The sequence below is a fragment of the Azospirillum sp. TSH58 genome (assembly GCF_003119115.1).
GTDB lineage: Bacteria > Pseudomonadota > Alphaproteobacteria > Azospirillales > Azospirillaceae > Azospirillum.
Genome location: NZ_CP022363.1, coordinates 349,187 through 362,690, shown reverse-complemented (window position 1 = coordinate 362,690; position 13,504 = coordinate 349,187). Strand labels below are relative to the sequence as shown.

Here is a 13,504-nt window from a genome sequence, read left to right as displayed (position 1 = left end):
CCCGGATTTAGCCGTTCGCCACGTCTTTGACGAGAGAAACCGACCGGGGAAGCCGCCCGAACGCCTCCAGCACGTCGCCGATCGCCGCGTCGGGCAGGGCGCGGGCGAAGCGCCCGATCCGGTCGTAAGCGTCGGCGGGCACCCCGGTTTCGGCCCCGATGCGGCGGACCAGCGCGTTCACCGCCTCCCAGGGCAGGGCGAAATCATCGGTCGTCATGTCCTGGCGGCGGGTCAGCGCCGTGCCGTCCTCCAACACGACCTCGATGGCGCAGCACAGCCGCCGCACGCCCTCGTCGGGGACGAGAGCGACCCGCTCGACCAGGGCGTTGACCGCGCCGTCGTCGTAGCGGGTCATCGTCTCCATGGTCGGCACGCCGCGCAGCAGGGTCAGCGCGATGCAGAAGGGGATGCTCATCAGCGTGCCGGAGATGCTGGCGAAGGGTCCCTTCGAATCCATGCCGGCATAGCCGGTCTCGAACGGGTTCATGCGCACGGTCACCGACCGGACGGCCCGGCCCGCCACCTCACCGCGCAGGGCGAGCGCCGCGGTGACCGGCGTCTGGTTGAAGGCGCAGACCGGGTAGGGCTTGAAGGTGACGCGGTGGATCGACCAGTCGCGGCCCAGCCGCGCCGCCAGCTCCACAGGATCGCAGCCGGTGCGGGCGAAGGCCCGGACGAAGCCGGTGCGGCCCTCGAAGGCGTGGGGGGCCGAGACGGAGCCCGCCGCCGCCAGCCGCGCCGCCGTCAGGCCGTTCACCGCGGCGACGCCGACCTGATAGCGCCACTCGTCGGTGCCGTCGTCGAAGGATTGCAGGATGCCGCCGGTGAAGGACGCGGCGTTGGCGAGCGCCGCCGCGATGCGCTCCTCCGGCAGGCCGAGCAGATGCGCCGCTCCGGCGGCGGCGGCCAGCGTGCCGTAGAGCGGCGAGGCGCGCAGGCCGGCGGGCGTGGTCAGCGGCGAGAAGGCGTTCTCCAGAAGCCCGCCCGCCTCGTAGCCGGCGACCAGGGCCGGCAGCAGCCGTTCGACCGGGCCGTCCCCGGCCTCGACCAGCGCGGTCAGCAGCGGGATCAGCACGGCGCCGATGTGGGCGGCGCCGCAGGTGTCCTCCTGCGCCCGGCCATGGAACAGGGCGGAGCCGGCCAGCGCCGCTCCGGGAACGCTCGTCCTCCGTCCATCTCCCAGCATGGTGACGCCGTCGGATCGCTCGCCATGCAGAGCCAGCGCCGCCGCCCGCGCCACCGGGGCGTAGGGGGTGGCGTGGCCGCCGAGCGCGATGCCGTAGCCGTTCAGCAGGCAGACCCGCGCCTTCTCCACCACGTCGGGCGGCAGGTTGTCCAGGGTCAGGCCGGCGACGAAGCGGGCAATGGCCGCCGCCAAAGTGTCGGGAGCGGTCTGGTCGGGAGCGGTCAAGGGGTGTCCTCCGGATGGGCGGGGGCCAGTTCATCGCGCAGCACGCGCTTCAGCACCTTGCCGGACGGGTTGCGCGGCAGCGCCTCGCGGATCAGCAGGCGCTTGGGGACCTTGAAGCCGGCGAGATGACGGCGGCAGTGCCGATCCAGCGTCTCGGCGTCGAGGCTCTCGCCCTCCTTCAGCACCACGACCGCCGCCGGGACCTCGCCCCAGCGCTCATCGGGGACGGCGATGACGGCGACCTCGACGACCTGGGGCAGCAGGAAGACAACCCGTTCGATCTCCGAGGAGGCGATGTTCTCGCCGCCGCTGATGATCATGTCCTTCTTGCGGTCGGTCAGGAACAGGAAGCCGTCGGCGTCGAGATAGCCGACGTCGCCGGTGCGGAACCAGTCGCCGTAGAAGCTGCGCGCCGTCTTCTCCGGGTCCTTCCAATAGCCCTTGGTGATCTTCGGCCCGCGCAGGCAGATCTCGCCCACCTCGCCGGCCGGCAGGGAGGTGCCGGCGTCGTCGCGGATGTCGATCTCCACATGGGCGAGCGCCCGGCCCGTCGAGCCGATCTTCTCGATCTCCCGCCCGGCCTCCATCAGCGTGTCGCCCGAACAGCTTTCCGTCAGGCCGTAGCCGTCGATGTAGCGGGCGTTGGTGAACAGGCCGGAGAAGTCGCGGATGCGCTGCTCCGGCGTGCGCTCGCCACCGCCGATCGCCCATTTCAGGCTGGAGACGTCGTAGCGTCCGCGCTCCGGGTGGGACAGGATGCGCCCGACCATCACCGGGGCGAACCAGGCGCAGGTCAGTTGCTCGCGCTCGATGGCGGCGAGCGCCGCGTCCGGGTCGAAGTCGCGCAGCACGCAGATCGTGCCGCCCAGCCACAGCACGGCGAGCCCCGGCAGATCGAAGGCGCCGACATGGTACAGCGGCCCGACCGCGAGCAGCCGGTCCTCCGCCGTCAGCCCCAGCGCCGTCACATGGTCCATGCATTTCCAGTAGAAATTCTCGTAGGAATGCATGACCCCCTTGGGGTGGTCGGTGGTGCCCGAGGTGTACATCAGCCGGAACAGGTCCTGCGAGCCGCGCACCCGCATCGGCGGCACCGGCCCCTCCGTGCCGGCCAGAGCCCGTCCGTCCGCCTGGGCCGCCGCGTCGACCAGCACGGCGCGCGGGTCGTCCTTCACCGCCGCGGCCAGTTCGGTGTCGGCGAGAATCACCACGGCCCCGGCGTTGCCGGTGATGAAGGCGACCTCGGGGGCGGCCAGCCGGAAGTTGATCGGCAGGAACACCGCGCCGATGTGGCTGGCGGCGAAGGCGATCTCCAGGAAGGCGGCGCTGTTCTTCATCACCACCGCCACCACGTCGCCCTCGCGCACGCCGCGCCGGTGGAGGAAGGCGGCCATGCGCCCGATGCGGTCGAGGAAATCAGCGTAGCTGATGCGCTGGTCGCCGTAGACCAGCGCCAGCCGGTCCGGCGTGCGCAGCGCGTGGAACCGGATGAAGGCGCTCAGATTGACCACGGGTGTCCCCTCCCTCGGGATGTGCGGCCGGCTTATCCGCCGGCTTCGCTCAGTAGGATTTCGGCATGCCGAGATCGTGCATGGCGATGAAGTTCAGCACCATCTCTTCCGACACCGGGGCGAAGCGGAACAGCCTTGCGTCGCGCCACAGCCGCTCGACATGGTATTCCTTGGCGTAGCCCATGCCGCCCATCGCCTGCATGGACCGTTCGATGGCGTGGGACGCTGCCTGCGCCGCGATCAGCTTGGCGACGTTGGCCTCGCTGCCGTAGGGCAGGCCCGTGTCGCAGAGCGACGCCGCCTTCAGGTTCATCAGCCGGGCGCATTGCAGCTCGGCGTGGGCTTGGGCGAGCGGGAACTGGACGCCCTGGTAGGCGGCCACCGGGCGGTCGCCGAAGACCTTGCGGTCCTTGGCGTAGTCCACCGCCAGCCGGATGGCGAGGCTGCCGGCGCCGACCAGTCCGGCGGTGGTGACGATGCGCTCGGTGTTCAGCACGTCGAGAAGCTGGTGCCAGCCGCCGTCGAGCGTGCCGATCAGTTCGTCCGGCTCGATCCGCACATCGTCGAAATAGACGGTGCTGGAGGCCAGCGTGTTGGTGCCCACCTTCTCGATCGGCTGGTGGCTGAGCCCCTCGCGGTCCACGTCGATCAGGAACAGGCTGATGCCGGCGGTGCGGCGCCCCGCCTCCTCCAGCCGGGTGGTGCGGGCGACCACCAGCATCTTCTGCGCGTCGGGAACGCCGGTGATCCAGATCTTCTGGCCCTTCAGCCGCCAGCCCTGGCCGTCGGCGTGTGCGAAGGTCCGGATCTCCAGGCTGTTGGAACCGGCGTTCGGCTCGGTCAGCGCCATGCAGAAGTTCAGCTTGCCCTGGATCAGGGCGGGCAGCATGGCGTCCTTCTGCGCGTCGGTGCCGAACTTCGCCAGCGCCACGCCGCCGAAGATCGGGTTGATCATGAAGAGCTGCGCCAGCGTCGCGCCGCCGCCCGCCGCCGACAACGCCTCCACCACCAGCGCCATGTCGAGCATGCCGAGGCCCGAGCCGCCATACTCCTCCGGCAGGGAGACGCCGCCGAGACCAGCCTCGCAGATGGCGGTCCAGGCCTCGGTCGGAAAGCTCTTCTTCGCGTCCTGCTCGCGCCAGTAGTCGAGGCCGAATTCGGTGCCGACGCGCGAGGCCGTCTCGATCATCAGGCGCTGTTCTTCGGAAAGCTGGAAGTCCATGGGGGAATCGTTCCTTCGGTCAGGCGGCGCGAAGCAGGCGCAACGGCCGCTCCAGCCCGGCGATGATGCGGTTGAGGAAGGCCAGGGCGGTCACCCCGTCGAACAGCCGGTGGTCCGCCGACAGGACGAGGCCGAGTTCGCGCCGCAGCACCGGCGCGCCCGCCGCGTCGGGGCGGAAGACCGGGCGGACGCTGCCGACGCCGAGGATGCTCGACTGGCCGGGGTTGATGATCGAGGTCATGTAGGTGACGTTGTGCATGCCGGCGTTCGACACGGTGACGGCGCCGCCCTGGAAATCCTCCTCGGTCAGGCGGCCATCGCGGGCGCGGCGGGTCAGCGACGCGGCCTCCGCCGCCAGCCGGTCGAGCGGCAGGGCCGCCGCCCCGCGCAGCACCGGGGCGACCAGCCCGCGCGGCGTGTCCACCGCCATGCCGATGTCGCCCCGGCCAAGGGCGAGGATCGTGCCGCCATCGGCGTCATCCCACACCCGGTCCATCTCCGGCATGGCGGCGAGCGCCCGTCCGACCGCGGCCAGCACAAGATGGGTCATCGAAATCCGCGGGAGCCCGGATTCGGTGTCGGCGTTCAGCCGGTCGCGCAGGGCGGCCAATTCGGTCACCTCGGCCTCGGCGGCGAGGTAGAAGTGCGGCACGTCGCGCTTGGCGGCGGTCAGGCGGCGGGCGATGGTCGCCTGCAGGGTGGTGGGCTTCGACCGCTCACCGGCGGAAGTCTCGATCTTCGGCGGCGGAGGCGCTGGTTGAGGCGCCGGCCGCGTTTGCGCCGCCGCCTCGACGTCGGCCACCTTGATGCGGCCACGCGGGCCGCTTCCGGCCACCGTCGCGAGATCGATGCCGAGCCCCTCGGCGCGTCGGCGGGCGAGCGGTGTCGACAGGATGCGCTCCCCGTTGGCGCGGACCGGGGCGGGCAGGGGGCGTGCGTTGGCGGCAACGGGTGCCGGGGCGGCCTTCGCGGCGGGCGCCTCCGCCGGTTGCGGAGCGCGGGCAGCCCCCGCGCCATCGGCGGACCAACGGGCGATCGGGGTGCCGACGGCCACCGTCTCGCCGGCCGGGATGGTCGTCTCGATCAGCACGCCGTCGCTGTCGGCCTCGACCTCCGAGGCGATCTTGTCGGTTTCGACGACGAGCAGCACGTCGCCGCTGCGGAAGGGCTGGCCGGGCGACACCCGCCATTCGGCGAGCACCCCTTCGGTCATCGTCAGCCCCAGCTTGGGCATCACCAGTTCGCGGACCATGGTCATTGCCCCGTGAAGGCGGCCTTGCGCTTCTCCAGGAAGGCGCGGCAGCCCTCGTGCGCGTCCCGGCTGTCGAGCACCAGCCCGATCATCGCCTGCTCGTAGGCCAGCGAGGCGCCGAGCGGCATCTCCGCGCCGTGGCGCAGCGTGCGCTTGGTCAGCTTCAGGATCAGCGGCGACTTGGCGGCGATCTTCTGGGCGGTCGCCATCGCCTCGGCCAGCAGATCGGCCTTGGGCACGGCGCGGTTGACCAGCCCCCAGGCGACGGCCTCCGCGGCGGTGAACTGGTCGCCGGTGAAGACCAGCTCGCGCGCCCGGCAGGCCGGGATCTGGCGCAGGATGCGCTGGGTGCCGCCGGCGCCGGGGAACAGGCCGAGGTTGATCTCCGGCAGGCCGAACTTCGCGCTGTCGGCGGCGATGCGGATGTCGAGCGACAGCACCAGCTCGGTCCCGCCGCCGAGCGCCCAGCCGTTGACGGCGGCGATGGTCGGCTTGTCGCAGGTCTCGAACCGGCGGAACACCCGGTGCACGACCTCCGCGAAGTCGAGATAGTGGGCGAGGCCCTGGCGGCTGTCGAGGTCGGCGATGTCGCCGCCGGCCACGAAGGCGCGCTCGCCGGCCCCGGTGACGACGATGACGTGCACGCCGTCGTCGGCCTCCAACTCGCTTAGAGCCCGTTCCAGCTCCAGCAGGGTCGGCACGTCGAGCGCGTTGAGCGTCGCCGGGCGGTTGATGGTGATCAGGCCCACGGCGCCGTCGCGGCTGGTGAGGATGGGGCGTTCGTCCGTCATGATGCTGGTCCTCCCGTGGGGCGGTTTCAGGCGAGCGTGCTCTTGACCGCCGCGACGATCCGGTCGGCGTCGGGCAGATAGGCCGCTTCGAGGGTCTTGGCGAAGGCGATGGGCATGAAGGGCGCGCCGACCCGCAGCACCGGGGCGTCGAGGTCGTCGAAGGCGTCCGATGCGATGCGCGCGGCGATCTCCGCCCCGACGCCGAAGGCCTGCACCGCCTCGTGCGCGATGACCACCCGGTGGGTCTTGGCGACGGAGGCGAAGACGGCCTCCTCGTCCCAGGGCTGAATCCAGCGCAGATCGACGATCTCGGCCTCGATGCCCTCGGCGGCCAGCCGGTCGGCAGCGGCGCGGGCGGCGTAGAGGGTGGCGCCGTAGGTGACGATGGTGGCGTCGCGGCCCGCCCGGTCGATGCGCGCCTTGCCGACCTCGCGGGGGGCGTTCACGTCGATGTCGCCCTGGAGCGCGTAGAGCGCCTTGTTCTCGACGACGACGACCGGGTCCGGCGCCTCGATGGCGGCGCGCAGCAGGCTGTAGGCGTCGGCGACGGTGGCCGGGCAGACGACGCGCAGGCCGGGGATATGGGCGAACCACGCCTCCAGGCACTGCGAATGCTGCGGCCCGGCGTTCAGACCGCCGCCGTGCGGCGTGCGCAGCACCATCGGCACGCTGCATTGCCCGCCGAACATGAAGCGCGCCTTGGCGGCCTGGTTGACCACGGCGTCCATCGCCAGGGTCACGAAATCCATGAACATGATCTCGACCACCGGCTTCATGCCGGTCAGCGCGGCTCCGACGGCGGCGCCGACCAGGGAGGCCTCGGAGATCGGCGTGTCGCGCACCCGCTCCGGCCCGTGGGCGTCGAGCAGGCCGCGGGTCGCCTTGAACGGCCCTCCGGCGGCGGCCACGTCCTCGCCCATCAGCATCACGGCGGGGTCGGCGGCCATCGCGTCGTTCAGGGCCTGGGCGACGGCGTTCACATAGCGCAAAGGCTTCGGCATCGGAGGTCAGGCCCCGGCGGTGAGGGTGGCGGTCGGCGTGTAGACGTCGCGGAAGGCGGCGTCCACGTCGGGCAGGGCGTCGGCGCGGGCGGCCTCCAGCGCCTCCCGGATCGCGGCGTCCACCGCATCGACCAGGGCGGCCAGCGCCGATTCCTCGACCCCGGCGGCGAGCAGCGCCTCGGCGGAGCGGCGCAGCGGGTCGTTCTGGGGCAGGCCGGCGATCTCGTCGGCGTTGCGGTAGCGCTGCGGGTCGCCCTCGAAATGGCCGTGCCAGCGGGTGGTCAGGCATTCCAGGATGCGCGGGCCGCCGCCGCGGGCGGCCTCCACCACATCCGCGGCGGCTTCGGCCACCGCGGCCACGTCGTTGCCGTCCACCTTCCGGTGCGGCACGCCGAAGGCGGCGCCCAGCTTGTCCAGCGTCGCGGCGAACTGGGTGGAGGTCGGCGAGAATTCCGACCAGCCGTTGTTCTCGCAGACGAAGACCATCGGCAGCTTCCACAGCGCCGCCATGTTCAGGCATTCGTGCAGCGCGCCCTCGGCCATGGCGCCGTCGCCGAAGAAGGCGACCGCCACGCCGCCGGTGCGCCGCGTCTGGTGGGCGAGCGCGCTCCCGGTGGCGAGCGGCAGCCCGGCGCCGACGATACCGTTGGCCCCCAGCACGCCCAGCGACAGGTCCGCGACGTGCATCGAGCCGCCGCGCCCGCCGCAGATGCCGCCGGCCCGCCCCATGATCTCCTTGAAGAAGAGGTCGAGCTTCACGCCGCGCGCCAGCACATGGCCGTGGCCGCGGTGGGTGGTGGCGAAGCTGTCCTGCGGCCCCAGCGCGCCGACCACCCCGGCGGCGACGGCCTCCTGCCCGACGCTGAGATGGATGAAGCCGGGAATCTCGCCGTCGGCGAACAGCCGGGACAGGGTGGTCTCGGTCGCCCGGATCGTCTGCATGGTGCGGTGGAGCGCCAGCCGCCGGTCGGTTGGGATCGTGGGGGCCGGGATCGCAGCGGCCGGGGCCGGTGGAGTGGGGTCTGCCTGTGCGGCGGATGACGGCATGGATGCCTCCCTTCGCGTTTCTTCCGCGCCCCGCCGGTGCGTGGGACAGCGCGGTGCGGAGTCGATGCTCCGTTGGTCGACCAAACAATGAATGATGATTCATGTTTCAGTCAAGCAGTCTGTTTGCTCCCACCCCGGCCCCCTGCTGCTGGGCGGAACCATCGTAAGTTCCCTCTCCCCTCTGGGGAGAGGGTTAGGGTGACGGCCAAATGGGGGCGAACTGGAAATGGGCGTTTCCAATCGGTCTCTTGGAGGGGAGGGCTTGTGAAGGCCAATGGCGATGGCCCGGTGGGGAGGGTGTGGGGTGGGGGCTCCCGCCTTGCCCCTCCCTCAAATATGCCGTTGCGCTGACAGTTTGCCCGCGTTACATTCTCAATGAAAAATGACTCATGGTTCATTCAAAAGGCGAGGCAGCACGCTCCGCCGCATAAGGGAGGAAAAAAGCGCCATGCACCGTCGTTCCGTCATCCGCCTGCTCGGGGCCGCCGTCACGCTGACCTCGGCGCTCGCCCTGTCCGCCGGGTCCGCCGCCGCGCAGGACACCATCAAGATCGGCATGACCTCGGCCCTGACCGGCCCCTACAACGAGTATGGCGAGGGCGGGCGGCGCGGCGTCGAACTCGCCATCGAGAAGTGGAACGCCAAGGGCGGCATCAACGGCAAGAAGGTCGAGCTGGCGATGCTGCTCGACGACCAGCTGGTGCCCGACCGCGCGGTGCAGAACATGCGGCGGCTGCTCGACAACAAGGAGCTGGTCGCCATCATCGGCCCGGCGGGCAGCGGCCCGACGCTGGCGGTGATCGAGATGGCCGCCGCGGACGGACGCCCCTACATGAACCCGGTGGCGCAGACCCCGACCGTCACTTACCCGGACGGTGGCAAGCCGCGCCCGAACGTCTTCTCCTTCGCGCTCCAGAACGACGTCGAATCGACGGTGCTCGGCCGCTACGTCGCCCGGCAGTTCAAGAAGCCGGGGCTGGTGCACGAGAGCACGGCCTACGGCGTGTCCGGCGCCGACATGATCGCCAAGGAGCTGAAGGCGGCGGGCGGCGCCGTCGTGGCGACGGAAACCTACAACCAGCGCGCCCAGGACGTAACGGCGCAGGTCGCCCGCCTCCAGCGGGCCGGGGCCGACGTGGTGGTCTGCGTCGGGCTGGGCGCCGATCTGGCGGTGATCCGCCGCACCATGGCGCGGCTGAACTTCAACGTGCCGCTGGTCGCCTCCAACGGCGCCCTGTCGATCCCCTACCAGGAGGCCGCCGGAGAACTGGTGACCGGCACGCGCGGCTCGATGGTCTACGTCTTCGGCGAGGAGACGCTGAACCCGGCGGCGCAGGGCTTCGCCGACGCCTACAAGGCCAAGTACGGCACCGACCGCTGGTGGGGCAACGACCCGCAGCGCCCGCAGATCTTCATGTCGCTGTCGGTCAGCAACGCCTACGACGCCGCCGACGTGCTGTTCGAGGGCATCAAGCGCGCCAACTCCACCGATCCCAAGGCCATCGCCACCGCCATCGAGGGCATCCAGGGCCTGCGCGGGGTGAACGCGACCTATTCCTTCTCCGCCACCAAGCACCACGCCATCGCGCCGGAGGACGTGGCGATCTTCGAGTATGCCAAGACCGGCGACAGGATCGGGCTGACGATCGTCAAGAACTGACGGGGTTCCCCTCTCTTCCTTTCGTCCCCAGAGCGATCCCCCCTCTCCCCTCTAGGGAGAGGGTCGGGGTGAGGGGGATGTCGGGGGGACGGAAAGCGCAGGCGATGCGGGGCCCCCTCACCCTAACCCTCTCCCCAGAGGGGAGAGGGGACTCAAAAGCGGGTGCTGCGACGGGCGGAGAGGGACAACAAGGACGACGCCATGCATTTCGTGCTGCAACTCATCTTCGCCGGCGTCTGCGTCGGCGCGGTCTACGCGCTCATCGCCATGGGGCTGTCGCTGACCTTCTGGACCACGCGCACGCTGAACTTCGGCCAGGGCTCGCTGCTGATGACCGCCTCGGTGGCGACGGTGGCGATGCTGGGGGCCGGGATGCCCGCGGCCCTCGCCGTGCCGCTGGGCATCCTGCTGGCCGGCGGGCTGATGGTGGTGGCGGAGCGCATCGCCATCCGCCCGCTGCTGAAGTCCGGCGACAGCATGGGCTGGGTGGTCTCCACGCTGGGGCTCGGCATCTTCCTCCAGGGCTTCGTCTCCACCGTCTTCGGGTCGCAGGCCATCGCCTTCCCGTCGCTGGTCTTCGACAGCCTGGATTCGGTGGACGTCGCCGGGGTCCAGGTGTCGTCGCAGTATCTCGCCGTGCTCGGCCTGTCGCTCACCCTGATGGTGGCGATGGAGCTGTTCCTGCGCCGCTCCGCCTGGGGCCGCGCGGTGCGGGCGGTGTCGCACGACGCCGACGCGGCGGCGCTGGCCGGCATCCCGGTGCGCCGGGTGATCGTGCTGTCCTTCGTCGCCAGCGGCGTGCTGGCCGGCATCGCCGGGGTGATGGTGGCGCAGATCACCGGCACCGTCGATCCCAGCTTCGGCTTCAACCTGATGGTGCTGGGCTTCGTCGCCGCGGTCTTCGGCGGCATGGGCAACACCGCGGGCGCCCTGGTCGGCGGCATCGCTCTCGGCGTCATCGAGAAGCTGGTCGGCGGCTACGTCTCCACCGCCGCCGAACACGGCATGGCCTTCGCCATCCTGATGGTGATCCTCGCCATCCGCCCGCAGGGCCTGTTCGGCCGCAAGGAATTCACGAAGGTGTAAGGGCCAGCGATGCGGAATCTCCTCTCCTTCCTCACCCGGACCCCGGTGGTCGCGGCCCTGCTGCTGGCGCTTGGCGTCGCGGCGGAGTTCGTCAGCGGCGCCACCGTGCAGATCTGGTCCTTCCTCCTCGTCAACGTCCTGCTGGCCCAGAGCATCAACCTGCTGACCGGCGTCGCCGGGCAGATCTCGCTGAGCCACGCCGGCTTTCTCGGCATCGGCGCCTACGGCTCCGCCCTGCTGATGAAGAACTTCGGGCTTCCGCTGCCGCTGACCCTGCTGGCGGGAGCGGCGATGGGGGCGTTGAGCGGCTGGCTGCTGTCCTTCGCCGCCGGGCGTGTGCGCGAGTTCTACCTCGCCATGATGACGCTCGGCTTCGGGATGATCTTCTACGAGGTGGTGCGCGAGTGGACCTCGGTCACCGGCGGCATGATGGGGTTGAGCGGCGTGCCGTCGCCCGGCCTGCGCACGCTGACCCTGTTCGGCTGGTCCGTCGGCCCGACCGCCTATTTCCAGATCATGCTGGCGGTGGTGGCGGGGGTGGTCTGGCTGCTGCGGAACTTCGTCACCAGCCCCTTCGGGCGGGCCTTCTTCGCCATCCACGTCAGCGAAGTGGCGGCCGGCAGCATCGGCGTGCCGCGCGCCCGCACCAAGCGGAACGCCTACATGCTCAGCGCCGCGCTGGCCGGTCTGGCGGGGGGCTTCTACGCCCACCTCGTCGGCTATCTCGGGCCGGAGACCTTCGGGCTGCACCGCTCGGTGGAGGTGCTGGTGATGGCGGTGGTCGGCGGGCTGGGCACGCTGGCCGGGCCGGTGCTGGGCGCCGTCGTCTTCACCTATCTGCCGGAGAAGCTCCAGATTTTCGCCGAGTACCAGTTCATGGTCTACGGCCTGATCCTGCTGCTGTCCTTCGTCCTGCTGCCGCGCGGTCTGGCCGGCCTGCTGCTGCCGCGCCCGCGCTTCGCCAAGGACGTGGCGCCGCTGCCGGTTCCGCCGCCCGATCCTCCGGCGGCGTCGGGAAGCGGGCCGCTGCTGAGCGCGGAGGGGGTGTCCATCAGCTTCCTCGGGCTGCGGGCGCTCGACAACGCCTCGGTCACCGTGGGGGCGGGGGAGATCCTCGGCCTCGTCGGGCCGAACGGCTCGGGCAAGAGCACGCTGGTCAACATCATCAGCGGCATCTACCGGCCGGGCGACGGGCGCGTGACCTTCGACGGCGCCGCCATCACCGGTCTGCCCGACCACGCGGTGGCCCGGCGGGGCGCGTTGCGCACCTTCCAGGACCCGCGGCTCGTCCCGGCCTTCACGGTGCGCGAGAACGTGCTGCTCGGCGGGCACCGGCTCTACCGGCAGAACCCGCTGGCGGCGGCGCTGAACCTGCCGGGCACCCTGCGCGAGGACGCCGCCATGCTGGGCCGCGCCGACGCCATCATCGCCATGGCCGGCCTGTCGCATCTGGCCGACACGCCGGTGCGCGACCTGCCCTACGGCGACCAGCGGATGACCGAGCTGTCGCGCGTCATCCTCGCCGATCCGCGCCTCGTCATGCTCGACGAGCCGGCGGCGGGCCTGTCGGAGGTCGAACTGCAACGGCTGGGCGGTCTGGTCCGCCATCTGAAGGAACGGGGTGTCGGCGTGATCCTGATCGAGCATCACATGGATTTCCTCAACGAGCTGGTCGACCGCGTGGTCGTGCTGGACAGCGGGCGGGTCATCTACCAGGGCGGCATGGCCGGCATGTACCGCGACCCGGCGGTGGTCGCCGCCTATCTCGGCACCGAAACCCATCCGGGGGAGGCCGTTCATGCCTGACACCACAGGTCTCGAAATCCACGGGCTGGAGGTCCGTTACGGGCCGGTGGAGGCGGTGCGCGGCGTCTCGCTGCGCGCGGAGCCGGGGACCATCACCGCCATCCTGGGCGCCAACGGGGCCGGCAAATCCTCGCTGATGAAGGCGGTGTCCGGCCTTGTCCCGGCGACGGCGGGGCGCATCACGCTGGACGGCGACGACATCACGCGGCTTCCCCCGCACGAGCGGGCGCGCCGCGGCCTGTCGCACGCGCTGGAGGGGCGGCGGCTGTTCCACCGCATGACGGTGGAGGAGAACCTGAAGGTCGCCTGGGACTTCCGCAACCGGGGCGGCAACTTCCGCGCGGTGGCCGACCGCGTGTACGAGCAGTTCCCGATGCTGGCGCCGCGGCGGCAGACCCCGGCGGGGATGCTGTCGGGCGGGCAGCAGCAGATGGTCATCCTGTCGGCGGCGCTGATCCACGAGCCGCGCTACCTGCTGCTCGACGAGCCGTCGCTCGGGCTGGCCCCGGTGATCGTGCAGCAGATTTTCGGCTTCATCGAGTCCGTCTGCCGCGAGCGCGGCACCACCATCCTGCTGTGCGAGCAGGTGGCGGCCATCGCCCTGCGCGTCGCCCATTCCGGCTGCGTGCTGCGGCGCGGGCAAGTGGTGCGCGGCGGCCCGGCGGCGGAGCTGGCCGCCGACCCGGCGCTTTCGGCCGCCTATCTGGGTGGGTGAGT

11 protein-coding genes are annotated in these 13,504 nt (G+C 71.0%); 4 read left to right on the top strand and 7 right to left on the bottom strand.

The features are described from left to right. Positions 1 to 7: 7 nt before the first annotated feature. From TSH58p_RS01505 to TSH58p_RS01475, 7 genes are read right to left on the bottom strand one after another with little or no spacing between them, the layout of a single operon-like run. Positions 8 to 1,411, bottom strand: a complete 1,404-nt coding sequence (locus TSH58p_RS01505; RefSeq protein ID WP_109068206.1) for an MmgE/PrpD family protein — start codon at positions 1,409 to 1,411, stop codon at positions 8 to 10. Beyond that, positions 1,408 to 2,922, bottom strand: a complete 1,515-nt coding sequence (locus TSH58p_RS01500) for an AMP-binding protein (protein WP_109068207.1) — start codon at positions 2,920 to 2,922, stop codon at positions 1,408 to 1,410. The genes TSH58p_RS01505 and TSH58p_RS01500 overlap by 4 nt, the downstream gene beginning before the upstream one ends. 49 nt (positions 2,923 to 2,971) lie before the next feature. After that, complete coding sequence (locus TSH58p_RS01495; protein WP_109068208.1) at positions 2,972 to 4,144, bottom strand: acyl-CoA dehydrogenase family protein; 1,173 nt, start codon at positions 4,142 to 4,144, stop codon at positions 2,972 to 2,974. A gap of 19 nt (positions 4,145 to 4,163) precedes the next feature. Further along, a complete protein-coding gene (locus TSH58p_RS01490) occupies positions 4,164 to 5,396 on the bottom strand; it encodes a dihydrolipoamide acetyltransferase family protein (RefSeq protein WP_199230020.1) in 1,233 nt (410 codons plus the stop codon). Positions 5,397 to 5,398: 2 nt separating this feature from the next. After that, positions 5,399 to 6,187: an enoyl-CoA hydratase/isomerase family protein gene (locus TSH58p_RS01485; protein ID WP_109068210.1), complete on the bottom strand. Its 789-nt coding sequence runs from the start codon at positions 6,185 to 6,187 to the stop codon at positions 5,399 to 5,401. Between the two features lie 26 nt (positions 6,188 to 6,213). After that, complete coding sequence (locus TSH58p_RS01480; protein ID WP_035681241.1) at positions 6,214 to 7,188, bottom strand: alpha-ketoacid dehydrogenase subunit beta; 975 nt, start codon at positions 7,186 to 7,188, stop codon at positions 6,214 to 6,216. 6 nt (positions 7,189 to 7,194) lie between these two features. After that, positions 7,195 to 8,130 carry a thiamine pyrophosphate-dependent dehydrogenase E1 component subunit alpha gene (locus tag TSH58p_RS01475; RefSeq protein ID WP_109068211.1) on the bottom strand — a complete coding sequence of 312 codons (936 nt, stop codon included), beginning with the start codon at positions 8,128 to 8,130 and terminating at the stop codon, positions 7,195 to 7,197. Positions 8,131 to 8,683: 553 nt separating this feature from the next. Between TSH58p_RS01475 and TSH58p_RS01470 the strand changes: the two genes are divergently transcribed. From TSH58p_RS01470 to TSH58p_RS01455, 4 genes are all read left to right on the top strand, one after another. Continuing rightward, complete coding sequence (locus TSH58p_RS01470) at positions 8,684 to 9,895, top strand: ABC transporter substrate-binding protein (protein ID WP_109068212.1); 1,212 nt, start codon at positions 8,684 to 8,686, stop codon at positions 9,893 to 9,895. Positions 9,896 to 10,057: 162 nt separating this feature from the next. Continuing rightward, positions 10,058 to 10,981: a branched-chain amino acid ABC transporter permease gene (locus TSH58p_RS01465; RefSeq protein ID WP_247873840.1), complete on the top strand. Its 924-nt coding sequence runs from the start codon at positions 10,058 to 10,060 to the stop codon at positions 10,979 to 10,981. A 9-nt stretch (positions 10,982 to 10,990) separates the two neighbouring features. After that, a complete protein-coding gene (locus TSH58p_RS01460; protein ID WP_109068213.1) occupies positions 10,991 to 12,787 on the top strand; it encodes an ATP-binding cassette domain-containing protein in 1,797 nt (598 codons plus the stop codon). Continuing rightward, positions 12,780 to 13,502, top strand: a complete 723-nt coding sequence (locus TSH58p_RS01455) for an ABC transporter ATP-binding protein (RefSeq protein ID WP_109068214.1) — start codon at positions 12,780 to 12,782, stop codon at positions 13,500 to 13,502. The genes TSH58p_RS01460 and TSH58p_RS01455 overlap by 8 nt, the downstream gene beginning before the upstream one ends. Positions 13,503 to 13,504: the final 2 nt, after the last annotated feature.